Here is a 17,672-nt window from a genome sequence, read left to right on the forward strand (position 1 = left end):
CCCGCCCGCGCCGCGGCCGCCCTGTTCGCCGGAGCCGGCGACACCCGCCGGGCCCACGGGATGCGCCTGCTGGACGCGCTGCTGCACGACGAGGAGCTCGAGGACGGCCGTCGCGTGCGCGTGCTCGCGACGCGGGCTCGGCTCCACGGCGTCGCCGAGGAGTTCGCCGACGGTGCGGCCGCCGCCGATGAGGCGGCACGGGTCGCGGTGTCGATCGGCGTGGACGACGCGATGGTCTCGGAGATGTTCCTGCTGGCGGCCATGCTGCACGAGGACGACGGACAGCCGGCCGCCGCGGTGAGCCGCTACCGCGTCGCGGCCGAGCGGCGCGACGCGGTAGGTCTCTCGAGCGTCGACGTGCGTTTCCGCCAGGGCCGCGCGATGCTGGCCGCCGGCTACGCCGCCGAAGCGGTCGACACGCTCAACGAGGTGCTGCGCGAAGAGAGCGGGAGCGGCGTCGAGCCGGGATCGCGCGCCCTGACCGCGGTGCTGCTGGCCCAGGCGCTGCACGCCGCCGAGGAGTACGGCAACGCCGTCGGCGCGTGGGCGTACGCGGCCGACCTCCGAGAGGAGGCCGAGGATGCCGTGGGACGCGCGTACGCACTCGTACAGCAGGGTCGCCTGCTCGCACGCTTCGGCGCCACGGACGACGCCATCGAGGTTCTCACCGAGGCGGTCGGCCTCGTGCGCGGCAACGACGATGAGGTGGGGCTACTCGCCGACGGGCTGCACGTGCTCGCGCAGGCGCATCAGCAGCGCGGCGACGAGGCGGCGGTGACGCTCATCGACGAAGCGCTGGAGCTCGGCCGTCGGCACGAGGCGACGTGGTTCGTGGCCGACGTCCTCGACACGCGCGCCCGGCTGCTCGTCGGTCAGGGACAGACGGATGCCGCCGTGGCCACCGCGCTGCAGGCCGCCGACACCTTCACGGATGCCGGCGATCCGGCATCCGCGGGAGGCTCCGAACTGCTGGCGGCACGGGTGCTGCGCGAAGCCGAGCGCGCCGACGACGCCGTTGCGCTCTATCGCGCGGCGTTCGAGCACGCCAGCGACGCGGAGCCGCTGCGGCAGGCGGTCGCGCTCGAACTCGGTGACCTGCTCGAGGCGCTCGGTCGTCACGGCGAAGCCGCCGCGGTGCGCGCGGTGCTGCCGGCCTGAGCCGGGCCGGCAGCACCGCGGCGTCAGCCGGCGATGCGGATGAGCTTCTTGTTGACGAACTCCTCGGCGGCGAGCAGACCCATCTCGCGTCCGGTGCCGCTGCGCTTGATGCCGCCGAAGGGCAGCTCAGGCGAGTCGGCGAGGACGATGTTGACGTAGACCATGCCGGCCTCGATGCGATCGGCGACGCGGGCCGCCTGCTCCTCGTCGGTGGTGAAGAGATAGGAGCCGAGTCCGAACTCGGTGCCGTTGGCGATCTCGATCGCCTCCTCCTCACCACTGACGCGATAGACGACGCCGACGGGTCCGAAGAACTCCTCACGGTATGCGTCCATCTCCGCCTTCACGCCCGTGATGACCGTTCCGGGGAAGAAGGCCCCGTCGCGCGAGCCGCCCGTGACCACCGTCGCTCCCTGCGCGACGGCGCGATCGACCTGGTCCTGCAGCCGCTCGGCGGCGGCGAGCGAGGACAGCGGCCCCAGCACGGTGTCCTCGGCGAACGGATCGCCGACCTTCGCCGCGTCCATCGCGGCGGCGAACTTCTCGACGAAGCCGTCGTAGAGGTCGTCGGCGACGAGGAAACGCTTGGCGCCGTTGCAGGACTGCCCGTTGTTGTCCAGGCGTGCGTCCACGGCAGCCTGCACCGCCGCGTCGAGATCGTCGGTGGACAGCAGGATGAACGGGTCGGAGCCGCCCAGCTCGAGAACGACCTTCTTGAGGTTGCGCCCCGCGATCTCGGCGACGGCGGCGCCCGCGCGCTCGCTGCCGGTCACCGAGACGCCGTGCACACGCCGATCGGCGATGACCTCGGCGGCCTGGTCGTTGGTCAGACGGACATCGACGTACGCGCCGACGGGGAAGCCCGCATCGGCGTAGATCCGGGCGATCGCGGCGGCCGACTGCGGGCACTGCGGCGCATGCTTGAGCAGGATGGTGTTGCCGATCGCAAGGTTCGGCGCCGCGAATCGCGCGACCTGGTAGTACGGGAAGTTCCACGGCATGATGCCCAGCAGCACGCCCAGCGGCGAGCGGCGGATCACCGCGGTGCCCTCCCCGAGGATGTCGATCGGCCGGTCACCGGTGATCTCGCCGATGTGATCGGCGTAGAACTGCGTGATGTCCGCGGCGAAGTCGACCTCGCCCTCCGCCGCGGCGAGGGGCTTGCCCATCTCCCGCACGATGATCGCGGCCAGCTCGTCGCGCCGCTCGCGGTGCAGCTCGGCGACGCGGCGCAGCAGTGCCGCACGATCGGCCGGCGTCGAGGTGCGCCCCCACGTCTGGGCCGCCTCGTGCGCGGCCGCGACGGCGGCCTCGACCTCGGCGGTCGTGAAGTCGGGGTAGGTGGCGAGCGTCTCGCCGGTGGCGGGGTTCACAACCGCATACGTCATCGTCGTTCTCCGTTCGTGTCGACCGAGGGTCGGGTGGCGTCAGGGGCAGGGATCAGGCGGGGATCAGCGTGTACTTGGTCGAGAGGAACTCATGGATGCCTTCGAGGCCCCCCTCACGGCCCACTCCGGACTGCTTGACACCGCCGAACGGCGCCGCCGCGTTGGAGACGACGCCCGCGTTCAGGCCCATCATGCCGGTTTCCAGACGGTCGATCATCCGCATGCCGCGCGCGAGATCCTCGGTGAAGACGTAGGACACCAGACCGTACTCCGTGTCGTTGGCGAGGCGCACGGCCTCCTCCTCGTCGCTGAACGTGGCGATCGCCAGCACCGGGCCGAAGATCTCCTCGCGGAGGATGTCGCTGCCGCCGGCCACGTCCGTGATCACGGTGGGCTCGAAGAACGTCCCCGGGCCATCGATGGCCGATCCGCCGGTGAGCAGGCGTGCACCGCGCGCGACGGCATCCGTGACGAGCGCCTCGGCGCCCTCGACGGCCTTGCGGTCGATGAGCGGACCGATCTGCACGCCGTCCTCGGTTCCGCGGCCCACGCGCATCGCGGCGACCCGCTCGGTGACGCGACGGGCGAACTCCTCGGCGACGGACGCGTGCACGATGAAGCGGTTGGCGGCGGTGCACGCCTGGCCGATGTTGCGGAACTTGGCGAGCAGCGCGCCGTCGACGGCCTTGTCGAGGTCGGCGTCGTCGAACACGACGAACGGGGCGTTGCCGCCCAGCTCCATCGACACGCGCAGTACGCCCTCGGCCGCCTGGGCGATGAGCTTCTTGCCGACCGGCGTCGAGCCGGTGAAGGAGAGCTTGCGCAGGCGCGGGTCGGCGATGATCGGCGCCGAGAGCGCCCCCGAGCGGGTCGTGGTGACGACGTTGACGACCCCCGCCGGAAGGCCCGCCTCGACCAGGATGTCGACGAAGGCGAGCGTCGTCAGTGGGGTGAGCTCGGCCGGCTTGATGACCACCGTGCAGCCGGCGGCGAGCGCCGGGGCGATCTTGCGGGTGGCCATCGCGAGCGGGAAGTTCCACGGGGTGATGAAGAAGCACGGTCCGACGGGGCGCTGGCTGACGATCATGCGTCCCGTGCCCTCGGGGTTCGAGCCGAACCGGCCCGAGATGCGCACCGCCTCCTCGCTGAACCAGCGCAGGAACTCGCCGCCGTAGGTGATCTCGCCGCGCGCCTCCGCGAGAGGCTTGCCCATCTCGAGGGTCATCAGCAGGGCGATCTCGTCGGCGCGCTCCATCAGCAGGTCGAATGCCCGCCGGAGGATGTCGCTGCGGCGCCGCGGCGCGGTCGCCGCCCACTCCTCCTGAGCCGCGACCGCCGCGTCCAGGGCGCGGATGCCGTCTTCGGGCGACGCGTCGGCGATCTCGACCAGGGTCTCACCAGTCGCGGGATCGACGACGGGGAAGGTGCCGGCCGAGCCGGCGACCCACTCGCCGCCGATGAACAGCCCGCGGGGAACCTTCTCGAGCAGTGCGCTTTGCGTGATCAACGTGCGGCCTCCTTCAGGCGACGGGTGCTGGCAGGGGCGTCCGTGGCGAGGGTCTCGCCGCGGAAGAACGCGGGACGTGTCACCGACTGCCAGATCATGAGGGCGATACCCACCACGATGATGAGCATGCCGAGGATGAAGACGATCCCGACGCCGCCGACGTTGGCGCCGGAGCCGTACTCGGGTTTCATGGAGTCGATGAGCGTCGTGAAGAACAGGATGCCGAGGATCACGCCGCCCACGAGCGGGAACAGGAACGTGAAGAAGACGGTGCGCACCGAGTCGAACCACTGCTTGCGGAAGTACCAGACGCACGCGAAAGCCGTGATGCCGTAGTAGAAGCAGATCATCATGCCGAGCGTGAGGATCGTGTCCCAGAGGGTGTTCTCACTCACCACGCGCATGACCGCGTAGAACGCGGAGGCGACCACTGCCGACACGATCGTGGCGAAGCCGGGCGTGAAGAAGCGCGGGCTGACCCGCGCGAACGCCGGCGGGAGCGCGCCGTAGTGTCCCATCGACAGGAGCGTGCGCGCCGGTCCCACGAACGTCGACTGCAGCGACGACGCCGACGAGGTGAGCACCGCGAGCGACACGAGGAAGGCGAGTGGCCCGAGGATCGGTCCGGACAGGTGGAAGAACACGTTGCCCTGGATGTCCTCGTTGCCCAGGCCCAGCTCCCCCGTGCCGACCCCGGCGTACATGATCATCGCGACGGCCAGCAGAAGGTAGATCGAGACGATCGTCAGCACCGTGATGGTCGCCGCACGACCCGGCGTCCTCTCGGGGTCCTTCGTCTCCTCGTTCATCGTGAGGGTGACGTCCCACCCCCAGAAGATGAAGATCGACAGCGACAGGCCCGCGGCGAACGCGCTGAACGAGCTGACGGCGAACGGGTTGAACCAGCCGATGTCGAACGGCTGGACGTCGAAGCCCTTGCCGCTGACGGCCTCGACGATGGCGGCGATCGCGAAGAACAGCAGCACGGCGACCTGGAAGGTCACGAGCACGTACTGCAACTTCTGGGTGGTCTGCATGTCGCGGTAGGAGATGAAGGTGGCCGCGAGCACGAACAGAAGACACACGCCCACGTTGATCCACGTGTTCGACGCGAGGTCGGCGATCTCGGCGTTGCCCGTCACCTGCGACAGCAGCAGGAAGAGGAAGTCCACGGCGACGCCGGCCAGGTTCGACAGCACGAGGATCGTGGCGACCACCAGTCCCCACCCGGCCATCCAGCCGACCCACGGTCCGAAGGCGCGCGCCGCCCAGGTGAAGCTGGTGCCGGCATCCGGCATGCGGTTGTTCAGCTCGCGGTAGCCGAAGGCGACCAGGAGCATCGGGATGAATCCCACGAGGATGATCGCCGGGATCTGCGCGCCCACCGCGGATGCCGTGGGGCCGACGGCCGCCGTGAACGTGTACGCCGGGGCGATGCAGGAGATCCCGATGACGACGGCGCCGATCAGGCCGATCGTGCCAGCGCTGAGCCCCTTGCTGGAGAGGGCCCCGGTCGTGGAGGCGGCGTCGGTCGTGGAGGGTGTGCTCATCGTCGAGACTCCTCGGAGTGGGTTCGGGGCACGACGATCACCGGCACGGTGATCTCGTGCAGCATCTTCGCCGCGGTCGAGCCGAGGAACAGGCGGCGCGGCTGCGCGAGTCGGCTCGATCCGACGAGCACCACCTCGCCCGGCTGCCAATCGAGGTAGGACACCGCCTCCTCGATGCTCTCGCCGGCGGCCACCGCGACGTCGGTGTGCAGGCTGCCAGGAAGCTCCGCCCGAGCCGCCGCGAGCACCTCATCGGCCTTCGTCGTGCCGGCGAGGCGGATGGCACCCGTGTCGGCGGACGGCGGAAGATCGACCGGCAGCAGGGAGAGCAGTCGGACGGGCACGCCGAGGGTCTCCGCGAGCGCTGCGGTCTCGGCGATGAGGGCGTCGGCCCCGGGCCGCGTGCCGATCGCGACCGTCAGCCGGGTGATGCCGGTCTCGGGCGCGATCTTGCGTGCCCCCCGCGGGACGAGGACGACCGGCACATCCGATGAGTGGAGCAGCTCGCTCGTCGTCGAGCCGAGGCGGTGCCGGCCGCGCGAGGCGCCGTCGGCGGCGCCGACCACGATGTACGAGGCACCCAGCTCGTCGGCGATCTCGATGAGGCCCTCGGCGAACGACTCGGCCGGGCGCACATGGGCGTGCGCGACGACGTCGGCGGGGATCCGGTCGATCGCCTGGGCGATCCAGGTCTGCGCCTGCGCGTGCAGGTGCCGTTCGTACCCGGCATCCGGGGGCGTGATGACGCTGCGGTCGGAGCTGGGCAGGATGATCGCGACGTCGAGCACGGCGTCGAGGGCCGCCGCGAGCCGCGCGGCGAACGCGACGGCGTCGCGTCCGGGCTTGGTCGCGGTGTATCCGACGACGACGTGCCCGCTCATGTGTGGATCTCGTCCAGGATCTGCTGCGCCGCGAGGCGCCCCATGCGGATGGCTCCGTCGACGTGCTGGTAGCCGGCGCCGGCCATGTCGCTGCAGGCGAAGTGGATCGGTCCGACGGGGGTGCGCAGGTCGGCCCCGTAACGGTGCAGGCCGCCGAGGTCGAACGATGCCGCGTACGCGCCGCGCGTCCACTCCTCGCTGCCCCAGTCGCTCTCGTAGTAGACGACCGGATCCTTCGCCTCGGGTCCGTAGTAGTGACTGAGGGACTCGAGGATGCGCTCCTTGCGCTCCTCGGCGCTCAGACGGAACAGGTCATCGGCGGTGCGGTCGGAGACGAAGCCCACGAGGGTTCCGCGCTCGTCGCCGTGGTTCGTGTTGTCGTACGCCTCGTGCGACAGCTCGTACGGGCTGAACGCGGTGCCGGACAGTCCCTTGTCGCGCCAGAAGGGCGTCTCGTACACGGCGTGGACCTTGATGACGAAGCCCATCGAGATGTGCTGGTGCATCTGGTGCTGAAGGCGCGGCAGCGGCGGCACGAACGAGATGCGGTTGTACAGCACCGGCGCGAGCGCGAGGATCGCGTGGCGGGCGCGGACGGTGACACCGTCGGCGACGGCCACGACACCCTCCCCCTCGGTGTATTCGAGGGTGCGCACCGGCTGACCGAGGAAGACGTCGTCGCCCAGGCGCTCGGCGAGCAGCAGCGGGACCTGCTGCAGGCCGCCGACGACGCGCTTGTCGAGGATGAAGTCGGCATCGACGAGGTGGGTGTAGCTGCCGGCGGATGCCGCCATCAGCAGCGACTGCAGCAGGGAGAAGGCGTGCGTCGGCTTCGTCAGCATCGCCGACCCCGTCGGGAATGCGAGGTTGCGGATGGCCTCGTCGTCGTCGGTCTGCTCGCGCAGCCAGGCATCCCACGAGACGGTGTCCCACTCCGCGGCCTTCGGGTGTGCCCACGGGCGGTCGGGATCGATCTCGGCGACCATCGCGTCCAGGCGCGCGGTGACATCCGCGATGACCTTCTCGGTCTCGGCGCTCACGGGGAACATCTCGCCGGTGTAGCGGTGGGCGATGCCGTCGGGGCCGATGTACACGCTGTCGCCGTCGCGGTAGCGGTCGAAGGTCTCCAGCCCCAGCTCCGCGATGGTCTCCTTGAGAGCATCCTGGTCGGGCGAGACCCACTGGCCGCCGATCTCGAGCATCGCGCCCTCGATCGTGTCGGTCCACAGCCGCCCGCCCACGCGGTCGCGGGCTTCGAGCACGGCGACCGACAGGCCCGCCTTCTTGAGCTGGTTGGCGGCGGTCAATCCCGCCGCACCGGCGCCGATGACGACGACGTCGCGCGTGATCTCGGTCATTGTGTCTCCTCTATCGTGAATCCGGATGCGTGGTGCTCCCGCAGCATGTCCCGATAAGCGCTGTCAGAGTGGCCTCGAGGAGACCGAAAGTGGGACATCGCCGGGCGCAAGTGGGACATGGGGCGGGGTGTGGGTGGGATGCCGGGGCGGGGTCAGTGGGCGGCGAGGGCGGCGGCGACGACGTCGACGCCCTCGGTGAGCAGCTCGTCGGAGATCGACAGAGGCGGCAGGAAGCGGATGACGTTGCCGTAGGTGCCGCAGGTGAGGACGATGACGCCCTCCGCGATCGCCGCCTTCGCGACGGCGGAGGTCAGGGCGGCATCCGGGGCCTTCGTCTCGGGGTCGACGAACTCGACCGCGATCATCGCGCCGGCTCCGCGCACCTCGCCGATGCGCGCATCGGACTGCTGCAGGGACTCGAAGCGGGCGCGGAGGATCCCCCCGATCTCGCGCGCCCGCTCGAGCATCCCGTCGTCCTCGAAGGCGTCGATCGCGGCGATCGCCGCCGCGCAGGCGACCGGGTTGCCGCCGTAGGTGCCGCCGAGGCCTCCGCCGTGGGTGGCATCCATGATCTCGGCGCGACCGGTGACCGCCGCCAGCGGCATGCCGCCCGCGATGCCCTTGGCCGTCGTGATGAGGTCGGGAACGATGCCGAACAGCTCGCTTGCGAACATCGCGCCGGTGCGGGCGAAGCCGGTCTGCACCTCGTCGGCGATGAAGACGACGCCGTTCGCACGGCACCAGTCCACGACCGCCGGCAGGAATCCCTCCGCGGGGACGATGAAGCCGCCCTCGCCCTGGATCGGCTCGATGATCACGGCCGCCAGGTTGTCTGCGCCGATCTGCTTCTCGATGAGCGAGATGGCCTTCGCCGCGGCATCCGCGCCGCTCAGGCCGTCGCGGAAAGGGTAGGAGGCCGGCACGCGGTAGACCTCGGAGGCGAACGGACCGAATCCGCTCTTGTACGGCATCGACTTCGCGGTGAGGGCCATCGTGAGGTTGGTGCGGCCGTGGTAGGCGTGGTCGAACGCGACGACGGCCGGGCGGCCGGTGGCCTTGCGGGCGATCTTGATCGCGTTCTCGACGGCTTCGGCGCCGGAGTTGAACAGCGCCGACTTCTTCGCGTGGTCGCCGGGGGTGAGGCGGTTGAGCTTCTCGGCGACGGCGACGTACGACTCGTACGGCGAGATCATGAAGCACGTGTGCGTCATCTGCGCGACGGCGGCCTGCACCGCCGCCACGACGCCCGGGTGGGCATTTCCGACACTGGTGACGGCGATGCCGCTGCCGAGGTCGATGAGCGAGTTGCCGTCGGCGTCGACCACGACGCCACCGCCGGCCGCGACGGCTTCGATGGGCACCGTGTGAGCGACACCCGATGCGACGGCGGCGCTCTTGCGCGCCAGCAGTTCCTGCGAGCGGGGGCCGGGGATCGCGGTGACGAGGCGGCGCTCCTGCGCCAGGGACGGACCGCCGATGACGGCGCTGTCGATGATGCTCATGCCGGGAGCGTATGAGCCGCGGATGCCGAGCCACACCCTCCGCCGTGTACATTCTGTGATCAGGCGCATACGCGGCGTACAGCCACGTCGTGCCCGTCGTCGGGCACCCGCCCCGGATCGACCGAGGACCGCGCCGAGGAGGAGGCCGCCGCCCATGACCGAGACGCAGCCGACTCTGCGCGCGCTTCTCGCGCGCCGCGACCTCGAGCTGCGGCTCGCCTCGAGCGCCGACGATCTCGACGACGGCGCGCTGGACGCTCCGCTGCGCTGGGTACACAGCTCCGACCTCATCGACCCCACGCCCTTCTTGGCCGATGACCTGCTGCTGCTGACGACGGGCACGCAGTTCGTCGGGCCGGCCGGCGACGGCGAGTCGGGCGAGGACGCCGCCGCCGCCTACGTGTCGCGCCTGCGCGCCCGCGGCGTGCGCGGGCTGGGGTTCGGCACCGAAGTGGTGCGCGACGGCATCCCGCCGGCCCTCGTCCTCGCCTGCGCCGCGCAGCGGATGCCGCTGTTCGAGGTTCCCTATCGCACCCCGTTCATCGCGCTGGCACGGGCCAACGCCGAAGCCATCGCCGCTCAGGCCTACGCCCGGCGTACCTGGGCGCTGTCGGCGCAGCGGGCGATCTCTCTGGCCGCACTGCGTCCGGACGGGCTGGCGGCGACCGTCGCCGAACTCGCCGCTCAGCTCGGTGCGTGGGTCGGGCTGTTCGACGCCGCCGGCACGCTGACCCAGAGCGCCCCCGCCGACGCCCTCGACGACGGAGCCGTCGCCGCCGTCACGACAGAAGCCGGTGCCGTGCTGCGCCGCGGGGCGCGTGCGGCGTCGACGCTCGAGATCGATGATCGACGCGTCACGATGCAGACCCTCGGCCGTGGAGGGCACCTCCGCGGACTCATCGCGATCGTCGGCGCCGACCTCGACCTGGAGGGACGCAGCGTCGTGACGTCGGTCATCGCGATGGCCGGCCTCGCCCTCGAGCAGAACGTGGGACTCGGCCGCGCCCGCGCGGCGCTGCGAGCCGGACTGCTGCAGACGCTCCTCGACGACGACCCGCACCTGGCGCGGCGCGTCTCGCGCGAACTGTGGGGCCCGTTGCCGGCGAGCCCTGTCGTGGTCGGGGTCGCCGCCGTCGCCGCCAACCGCACCGACGCCGCCGTCGACTGGCTCGAGCTGCAGGCCGCCGAACGCGGCGGCCTGTTCTACGCGCGCAGCGCCGACGGCCTCGTCCTCGTCGTCTCCGCCGCCGACGAGGGTGCGCCGACCGCGCTCGCGGGTCTGCTGGATGCCGCGGTGGGGCTTTCGGAGCCCACCGACTACAGCGGATTCTCCCGCGCCCACGCGCAGGCCCTCACCGCGCTGCGCACCGCCGTGAGCGGCACCGTCGCGCGCTTCGCGGATGCCGCCGGCGTGCTGTCGAGCCTCGACTCCCCTGCCGCCCGCGCCCTCGCCGACGCGCGGCTGCGCCCGCTGCGGGCGCACGACCAGGCCCAGGGCACAGCGCTCGTGGAGACCGTGCGCACCTGGCTCACCCACGACGCGCGCATCGACGAGGCCGCGCGGGCGCTCGGCATCCATCGCCATACGGTGCGCGCCCGGGTGGCGCAGGCGCAGCAGCTGCTGGGTGTGGATCTGTCGAGCTTTCCGGCGCGTGCGGAGCTGTGGGCCGCGCTCGTCGCCGCCGGGTGATGCGGTCTTGGCGGATTCTTGGCGCGGATGTGGGTGAATGGTGGCGGCGAGGATCGGAGGAGCGATGACCCGCGACGGTGCACGGCCACGCCTGCTCTACGTCGAAGACGACCCGACGATCGCGGGGATGACGGTCGAGGTGCTCTCCGAGGTCTATGACGTCACGCACCTGACCGATGGCCTCGCCGCACGGGAGCGCGTGCTCGCCGAGCGCTTCGACGTGCTGGTCGTCGACCGGCGCCTGCCCGGGCTGGACGGCGTGGAGATCGTTCAGGCGATGCGCACCGCACGCCTCACGACGCCCGTGCTGCTGCTGACGGCTCTCGGTGCCGTCGCCGACCGGGTCGACGGCCTCGACAGCGGCGCCAACGACTACCTCGTCAAGCCGTTCGACTTCGAGGAGCTGCTCGCGCGACTGCGCGCCCTCGTGCGCGGTCACCACGCCGAGGGACGTCGGCGCCACCTCGGCGACTGGACCTTCGTCGCCGAGTCGCGCACCCTCTACGGCGACGGCGGCGAACGCGTCACGCTGACGGCGACCGAGGCGCGCCTGGTGGCGCTGCTGAGCGAGAGCCCCGAGCACGTCTTCTCCCGCGACGAGATCCTCCGTGCCGTCTTCTCCTCCGATGATGCACTGAGCTCGGTCGACACCTACGTGCACTACATCCGCCGCAAGGCGTCGCCCGAGATCATCGAGACCGTCCGTGGGCGCGGCTACCGTGCGGGGAGCCCGTCGTGAGCGACGAGGCCGACCGCCGGCGCGTTCGTCGCGCCGCGGTCCACGTCGGTCTGCTCGTCGGTGCCGCGTCGGCTGTGGTGGTGACGGCGGGCGTGGCGATCCTGGTGGCCGTGCTGCTGCTGTCCGCCCGCCCCGAACTGCACCGAGACAGCGACGGCGGGGGGCGCCTCGGGCCGCTGGACGGCGACCGCATCGTGGTCGACGTCGACCGCATCCTCCCCTGGGTCGTCGCGCTCGGTCTCGCCGGGGTGGCGCTGCTCGCCCTCGTCGCCTGGTTCGCCGCCCGCCGCGCGGTGGCCCCGTTGGCCGGTGCCCTGCGGCTGCAGCGCCGCTTCGTCGCCGACGCGAGCCACGAGATCCGCACGCCGCTGACGGCTCTCACGAGCCGGACGCAGATCCTGGAGCGCCGCCACCGGCGCGGCGAAGACCTCACCGACACGCTCGCGGCGCTGCGCGCCGACGCGTCGGTCATGGACGCCGTGCTCACCGACATGCTGCTGACGGCGGAGGGAACGGCGACGGATGCCGAGCCCGCCGTCGTCGACGCGGCGCTGACGGCCGCGGCGGCCACGGTGGCGCCGCTGGCCGAGGAGGCGGGCGTGCTCGTCCGCGTCGGTCAGGGCGACGGCGCCGGCCTGCGGGTGCGCCTTCCCCGCGTCACCCTCGACCGGCTCTGCGTCGCGCTCCTGGACAACGCAGTGCAGCACACTCCCGCCGGCGGCGAGGTCGCACTGTCGGCGCGATCCGACGGACGGGGCGTCGCGATCCGGGTGCGCGACGGCGGTAGCGGCATCGCCGATGCCGATCGCGAGCGCATCTTCGAGCGCTTCGCCCGCGGCCCGGAGTCGGGGCGGCGGCGCGGCTTCGGCCTGGGTCTCGCGCTCGTGCGCGAGGCGGCCGAGGCGGCCGGGGGCCGGATCGAGATCGAGCGGACGTCGGCGGCCGGTACCACCATGCTGCTCTGGCTGCCGCAGGCTGCGTAGCGACCCCGGGCCGCGAGGGCTACTTTACTTATGCGCATAACCTCCGTCAAGACGTGGCCCCCGCCTCCCGACCGCCCGCGAGTCCGCCCGCCCGCGAGACACCGCCTGCGCACCGAAACACCGGTGCACAGCGGCAGTCTCGGTGCAGGGACGGTGTCTCGCGGGGCGTACGCTCGGCGGGGTCGGCCGGCGGACGGGCGGGGTCAGCGGGGGGATGCCGCAGCGCGCGGTGCCCGCAGATAGCCGCGAACGAACTCGTCGAACAGGGCGGTCATGTCCACGGTGGCATCGAGTAGCCACTGCTGCAGGATGCCGTCCATCACGGCGCTGATGAGGCGGGCCGCCGCGTCGGGATCGATGTCGGGCGCGATCTCGCCGGAGCGCTGGCCTGCGCGCAGGAGCGCCGCCGTGTCCGCGGCGCGCTTGCGATATCGCCTCGCGAAATCGTCGTGCAGCGGATGGTCGGGGTCGGCCGCTTCCGCCACCACGGTCGAGTAGAGGGAGGTGAGGCCACGCGTCGTCTGGTTGTAGGCGACGACCTCCCGCAGCGCAGCACGACTGAGCCGAAGCGCACCACGACCGGGGAGGACCGCCCTGCCCGGCGAGATCGCCCGGCGAGATCGCCCGGCGCGATCGGCCGGCGCGGTCAGGCGGTGCCGTCGTCGAGGTTGTCCGACAGGATGCCGAGCACGTGCGCCCGCACGATGCGGGCCCTCTCCCCCAGCACGCCCGCGACGGCATCCACGAACGCCTCCACGAACGCGGCGTGTGCGACCCGCGAGGTGTGGGCCAGCTCCTCGCGGAAGCTGACGCCGGTCGGGGTGATCACGAGCGAGCGGTCGGCACGGTCGGCCAACGGGCTGGACGCGAAGGAGGTCAGGGCCAGCACACGCGCACCGGCGCTGCGGGCCGCCTCGGCCGCCCGCACGCTCGCGGCATTCGCTCCCGAGCCGCTCACGACGATGCACACGTCGGCGGCCGACAGCTGACGCGCCGCGATCTGCTGCGCGATGGCATCCGCGATCACCTCGGCGGGACGACCGACCGCGGTCAGGCGCATCGCCAGATCGCTCGCGACGGGAGCCGACAGGCCATTGGCGACGACCAGCAGGCGTGAGGCACCGGCGACATCGGCGACCGCGGACGACACGTCGTCGGCGCTCATCAGGCTCACCGCCGTGGTCAGCGACTGCGCGGTGCGGGCGAGGGCGGCGCGCAGCTCGCCGAGCGGGCCGTCGCCGTGATCGGCGTCGCGGGGCGGCTGGGCGCCGAGTTCGGCCGCCAAGGCGACACGCAGCTGCGGGTAGCCCCGGTAGCCCAGCGACTGGCACGCCCGCACGACCGATGAGCGCGCAACGCCGGCGCGGTCGGCCAGCTGCTGCGCGGTGAGCTCCACGACCGCGTCGGGCTCGGCCACGATGAGGTCGGCGACCCGCCGTTCGGTGGGCTGCAGGCCGTTGCGCATCGCGGCGATGCGCACCGTCGTCGGTGCGTCAACGGGCACGCGGACCCTCCATGATTCGCCGGCGGAGCGCTCCACTCGCCGCGTCGATCGCCATCGTGACGACGATCACCACGATGAGCAGCATCCCCACGGTGGACCACTCCCGGTACTGGGTGTAGGACGTCAGCATATCGCCGATGCCGCCGACCCCGATGAGACCGAGAACGGCAGACGAGCGCACGTTGATCTCGAAGCGATAGAGCCAGAACGACAGGAACACCGGCTGCGCCTGCGGCCACACGCCCCAGCGCAGCACCTGCGCCGTCGAGCCGCCCGCGGCACGCGCCGCCTCGATGGGCCCGGGAGGTACGGCCTCCACCGCTTCGTAGCCCCATTTGCCGAGCGTGCCGATGCCGTTGACGGCGAGGGCGAGCGCACCGGTCAGCGGCGTCAGCCCGGTGACCGAGAGGATGATGATCGCGATGATCAGCTCGGGCACGGCGCGGATGACCGAGAACACGAGTCGCAGCACGCCGCGCAGCCACAGCGGCCCGAAGCCGCGGGCGGCCACGAGACTGAGCGGGGTCGCCAGCAGGATGCCGAGCACGGTCCCCACCCACGCCATCTCGATGCTCCGCCAGGTCTGCCAGAGCGCTTCGGGCAGCTTCGACCACTCCGGCGCGGAGAACATGAGCCAGAGGTAGCGGCCGATGTCGGCGGGAAGGTCGGCGAGACGACCCCACGAGATCTGGACCGACCAGAAGGCGGCGACCACGACGGCGGTGACGACGACGGCCGACACGGCCCGCCACGGCGAACGACGGCGGACGGGAACGGCGAGGGCGCTCACACGAGCCTCCGTCTGATGGCGTCGCTCATCATGTCGATCACGACGACCACGACGAGCACTTCGAGGATGATGAGGGAGAGCTGGTCGTAGCGGTAGAACGTGCGGACCGCGTCGATGAGCAGCCCGATCCCTCCGGCGCCGACGAGCCCCAGCACCGTCGAGGCGCGCACGTTCAGCTCGAACACGTACAGGGTCTGCGACACGAATGCCGGCCACGCATCGGGGAGGGCGACGGCGCGGTTGATCTGCGCCTGCGTGCCACCGGCGGCCCGACCGGCTTCGATGGCACCGGCATCCTGCGCGTCGATCGACTCGGAGACGAGCTTGACGATGATGCCGATGTTGAAGATCGCGAGAGCGAGGATGCCGGGAAGCGCGCCGACGCCGACCATCGCGACGAGCACCGCCGCGTAGACGAGCTCGGGAACCGCGCGGATCGCATTCAGCAGGGTCCGCACCGCACCGCGGAAGGCGGGGTGCGGATTGGTGGGCCGTGCCGCCCAGAACGACAGCGGCAGCGAGATCGCGGCCCCCACGACGGTTCCGAGCACCGCCATCTGCAGCGTCTCGAGCATCGGCGCGACGGTGCGCGGAAAGAACGACCAGTCGGGCGTGAGCAGTTCGACGATCTTCGTGGCACCGTTTCGCCAGTTCGCGACGATCGGCGCGACATCCAAGCCCACGCCGATGCCCGGAAGGCACGTGACCACCGTGATCACGACGACGACCGCCAGCGCGATCCAGGTTCCGGCGCGGCGTCGAGGCCGCTCGGGCACCACCGGCGCGGATGCCGCGGGCGCGACGCTCATCGATCGAGCCGATCGTCGCCGGTCAGCGACCGTCCGTAGATGTTCTCGAAGTCGGCATCCGTCGCGCTCGCGGCCGGCCCGTCGAAGACGACCTCCCCGGCGCGCATGCCGATGATGCGCGCGCCGTACTGTCGCGCGAGATCGAGCAGGTGGATGTTGACCAGCACCGTGATGCCGAGGTCGGCGTTGATCCGCCGCAGATCGCCCATGACGCCGTGCGCGGTGGGCGGGTCGAGGCTCGCGACCGGCTCATCGGCGAGGACGATCCGCGGCTGCTGCGCGAGGGCGCGCGCGATCGCGACGCGCTGCTGCTGGCCGCCCGACAGGGCCGAGGCCCGATCCCACACCTTCGACAGGATGCCGACGCGATCGAGCGCCTCGAAGGCGATCTGCTTGTCGGCGTCGCGGTAGGCGCCCGCCAGGGTGCGCCAGTACGGCGTGTGGGTGAGACGCCCCACGAGCACGTTGTTCAGCACGGTCGTCCGACCGGCGAGGTTGAACCCCTGGAACACCATGCCGATCTGTCCGCGGAGGTGGCGAAGGCGCTTGCCCCGTGCGTTGTCGACGCGCTCGCCGCCGACGGTCACGGTACCCTCCGTCACGGGGACGAGACCGTTGATCGTGCGGATCAGCGTGGACTTTCCCGACCCGGAGAGGCCGACGATGCAGACCATCTCGCCCGGCGCGATCTCGAGGTCGACGCCGCGCAGGCCCACGGTGCCGTTGGGGTAGCGGACGGTGACCCCGTCCAGACGGATGCCCCAGGGCGCCGAGGCCGCAGCCTCGGTGCCCTGGGCGACGATCGGATCCGTCACTGCAGTCCGAGCTGCTCGGCGGCGCGCGCGACGACGTCGAGGGAAGCGGGGTTGGCGGGTGCGAGCTTGGTGATGGAGTAGATGCTCTTGAGCACCTTCGAGCCCTCGTCGGTGTTGGAGTAGGACTCCAGCGCCTGGGTGATCTTGTCCTGGAGGGCCGGCGAGAGCTTCGACGAGACGGCGACGCCGTCGTTGGGGATCGGGTTGCTGAGGGCGAAGACGACGACTTTCTGGCCCACGTCGGGGGTGTCCTTCTTCACGAGCGTGCGTGCGTCCCAGAAGCTGAAGCCGACCTCGGCATCGCCCTTGTAGACGGCCATCACCGAGGCGTCGTTGGCGGTGACGGGGATCTTCTGGAACCCGTTGTCGATATCGATGCCATTCTCCTTGAGGGCGAGCATCGGGTAGATGTAGCCGGCCGGCGAGCCGGGGCCGAGCACGGCGACCTTCGCACCGGCGATCTTGGTGATCGCGTCCAGGCCGCTCGGCGTCGCGAGCTTGTCGGTGCCGTTGCAGTACAGCATCCCGTCCTTGTCGACGGGGGTGTCGGAGCAGTACTTGCTCGGGTTGTTCGTCATGAACTGGGCCGGGTAGGTGATCGCGCCGTTACGCTCGGTCTGCAGCACGACCTTCGCACCGTAGCGGTCGCTGGCCTGCCACAGCTGCAGCGAGGGGAGGAAGCCGATCTGCGCCTGGTCGGCACCCATCGCCTCCACGGCGGCCTGATAGTCCTTCGACACGACGCCCGTGACGGGGATGCCGAGTTCCGAGCTCAGCATGTCGGTCAGGGGCTTGGCCGTGTCGACGAGGCCGCCCTGGTCCTGCGAGGGCACGAGGGCGAGAACGAGCGAGCTCGGGTCGGCGGCCGGCGCGGCGGAGCCGGAGGCGTCGGAGGTGCCGGAGCAGCCGGCGAGCGCGACGGTGGCGGCGAGCGCCGTCGCGGCGACCGCGGCGAGTCGGAGGCGGGTGATGCGCATGAGGTGTCCTTCGGTGTCGGG

At 71.3% G+C, this 17,672-nt stretch carries 16 protein-coding genes; 4 read left to right on the top strand and 12 right to left on the bottom strand.

The window, feature by feature from the left end; all coding sequences use genetic code 11:
- Positions 1-1,158: tetratricopeptide repeat protein (locus AS96_RS06660; protein WP_036287293.1), on the top strand; the 1,158-nt coding region annotated here is incomplete at its 5' end.
- Positions 1,159-1,181: 23 nt separating this feature from the next.
- Here the strand turns inward: AS96_RS06660 and AS96_RS06665 are convergent.
- The 6 genes from AS96_RS06665 to gabT all read right to left on the bottom strand — a co-directional run bounded on the left by AS96_RS06665 (position 1,182) and on the right by gabT (position 9,344).
- Positions 1,182-2,546, bottom strand: coding sequence for an NAD-dependent succinate-semialdehyde dehydrogenase (locus AS96_RS06665; protein WP_036287296.1), 1,365 nt, complete (start codon positions 2,544-2,546; stop codon positions 1,182-1,184).
- A 52-nt stretch (positions 2,547-2,598) separates the two neighbouring features.
- Positions 2,599-4,053, bottom strand: a complete 1,455-nt coding sequence (locus tag AS96_RS06670; protein WP_036287299.1) for an NAD-dependent succinate-semialdehyde dehydrogenase — start codon at positions 4,051-4,053, stop codon at positions 2,599-2,601.
- A complete protein-coding gene (locus AS96_RS06675; protein ID WP_036287301.1) occupies positions 4,050-5,603 on the bottom strand; it encodes an APC family permease in 1,554 nt (517 codons plus the stop codon). The genes AS96_RS06670 and AS96_RS06675 overlap by 4 nt, the downstream gene beginning before the upstream one ends.
- Positions 5,600-6,484, bottom strand: a complete 885-nt coding sequence (locus AS96_RS06680; protein ID WP_036287304.1) for a universal stress protein — start codon at positions 6,482-6,484, stop codon at positions 5,600-5,602. The genes AS96_RS06675 and AS96_RS06680 overlap by 4 nt, the downstream gene beginning before the upstream one ends.
- Positions 6,481-7,842 (bottom strand): flavin monoamine oxidase family protein, encoded by a 1,362-nt coding sequence (locus AS96_RS06685; protein ID WP_036287307.1) that lies wholly within the window; start codon positions 7,840-7,842, stop codon positions 6,481-6,483. Before AS96_RS06685 ends, AS96_RS06680 begins: the two co-directional genes overlap by 4 nt.
- Before the next feature lie 152 nt (positions 7,843-7,994).
- Positions 7,995-9,344, bottom strand: a complete 1,350-nt coding sequence (gene gabT / locus AS96_RS06690; RefSeq protein ID WP_197017269.1) for a 4-aminobutyrate--2-oxoglutarate transaminase — start codon at positions 9,342-9,344, stop codon at positions 7,995-7,997.
- 154 nt (positions 9,345-9,498) lie between these two features.
- On the opposite strand from gabT, the gene AS96_RS06695 reads away from it, so the two are divergent.
- From AS96_RS06695 to AS96_RS06705, 3 genes are all read left to right on the top strand, one after another.
- Positions 9,499-11,034: a helix-turn-helix domain-containing protein gene (locus AS96_RS06695; protein WP_036287310.1), complete on the top strand. Its 1,536-nt coding sequence runs from the start codon at positions 9,499-9,501 to the stop codon at positions 11,032-11,034.
- 64 nt (positions 11,035-11,098) lie between these two features.
- A complete protein-coding gene (locus AS96_RS06700) occupies positions 11,099-11,773 on the top strand; it encodes a response regulator transcription factor (protein ID WP_036287313.1) in 675 nt (224 codons plus the stop codon).
- A complete protein-coding gene (locus AS96_RS06705; RefSeq protein ID WP_036287315.1) occupies positions 11,770-12,756 on the top strand; it encodes a sensor histidine kinase in 987 nt (328 codons plus the stop codon). Before AS96_RS06700 ends, AS96_RS06705 begins: the two co-directional genes overlap by 4 nt.
- 203 nt (positions 12,757-12,959) lie before the next feature.
- On the opposite strand, the gene AS96_RS06710 is transcribed toward AS96_RS06705, so the two are convergent.
- Genes AS96_RS06710 through phnD form a run of 6 tightly spaced genes read right to left on the bottom strand, consistent with a single transcriptional unit; the run spans position 12,960 to position 17,651 of the window.
- Positions 12,960-13,406 carry a TetR family transcriptional regulator C-terminal domain-containing protein gene (locus tag AS96_RS06710; RefSeq protein WP_081767991.1) on the bottom strand — a complete coding sequence of 149 codons (447 nt, stop codon included), beginning with the start codon at positions 13,404-13,406 and terminating at the stop codon, positions 12,960-12,962.
- The gene (locus AS96_RS06715) at positions 13,403-14,260 is read right to left on the bottom strand and encodes a MurR/RpiR family transcriptional regulator (protein ID WP_036287318.1); all 858 of its coding nucleotides are present in this window, start codon (positions 14,258-14,260) and stop codon (positions 13,403-13,405) included. Before AS96_RS06715 ends, AS96_RS06710 begins: the two co-directional genes overlap by 4 nt.
- A complete protein-coding gene (gene phnE / locus AS96_RS06720; RefSeq protein WP_036287321.1) occupies positions 14,250-15,050 on the bottom strand; it encodes a phosphonate ABC transporter, permease protein PhnE in 801 nt (266 codons plus the stop codon). The genes AS96_RS06715 and phnE (AS96_RS06720) overlap by 11 nt, the downstream gene beginning before the upstream one ends.
- Positions 15,047-15,859 (bottom strand): phosphonate ABC transporter, permease protein PhnE, encoded by an 813-nt coding sequence (phnE, locus tag AS96_RS06725; RefSeq protein ID WP_036287324.1) that lies wholly within the window; start codon positions 15,857-15,859, stop codon positions 15,047-15,049. The genes phnE (AS96_RS06720) and phnE (AS96_RS06725) overlap by 4 nt, the downstream gene beginning before the upstream one ends.
- Entirely contained in the window at positions 15,856-16,674 is an 819-nt protein-coding gene (gene phnC / locus AS96_RS06730; protein ID WP_036287327.1) for a phosphonate ABC transporter ATP-binding protein, read from the bottom strand. Before phnC ends, phnE (AS96_RS06725) begins: the two co-directional genes overlap by 4 nt.
- Positions 16,671-17,651 carry a phosphate/phosphite/phosphonate ABC transporter substrate-binding protein gene (phnD, locus tag AS96_RS06735; protein WP_036287330.1) on the bottom strand — a complete coding sequence of 327 codons (981 nt, stop codon included), beginning with the start codon at positions 17,649-17,651 and terminating at the stop codon, positions 16,671-16,673. Before phnD ends, phnC begins: the two co-directional genes overlap by 4 nt.
- Positions 17,652-17,672 lie beyond the last annotated feature (21 nt).

The sequence above is a fragment of the Microbacterium sp. MRS-1 genome (assembly GCF_000585455.1).
GTDB lineage: Bacteria > Actinomycetota > Actinomycetes > Actinomycetales > Microbacteriaceae > Microbacterium > Microbacterium laevaniformans.

Coding starts and splice junctions, on each gene's coding strand:
- AS96_RS06700 (WP_036287313.1), top strand. CDS start 11,099: ATGACCCGCGACGGTGCACGGCCACGCCTGCTCTACGTCGAAGACGAC.
- AS96_RS06675 (WP_036287301.1), bottom strand. CDS start 5,603: ATGAGCACACCCTCCACGACCGACGCCGCCTCCACGACCGGGGCCCTC.
- AS96_RS06695 (WP_036287310.1), top strand. CDS start 9,499: ATGACCGAGACGCAGCCGACTCTGCGCGCGCTTCTCGCGCGCCGCGAC.
- phnD (WP_036287330.1), bottom strand. CDS start 17,651: ATGCGCATCACCCGCCTCCGACTCGCCGCGGTCGCCGCGACGGCGCTC.
- AS96_RS06685 (WP_036287307.1), bottom strand. CDS start 7,842: ATGACCGAGATCACGCGCGACGTCGTCGTCATCGGCGCCGGTGCGGCG.
- gabT (WP_197017269.1), bottom strand. CDS start 9,344: ATGAGCATCATCGACAGCGCCGTCATCGGCGGTCCGTCCCTGGCGCAG.
- phnE (WP_036287324.1), bottom strand. CDS start 15,859: ATGAGCGTCGCGCCCGCGGCATCCGCGCCGGTGGTGCCCGAGCGGCCT.
- AS96_RS06680 (WP_036287304.1), bottom strand. CDS start 6,484: ATGAGCGGGCACGTCGTCGTCGGATACACCGCGACCAAGCCCGGACGC.
- AS96_RS06665 (WP_036287296.1), bottom strand. CDS start 2,546: ATGACGTATGCGGTTGTGAACCCCGCCACCGGCGAGACGCTCGCCACC.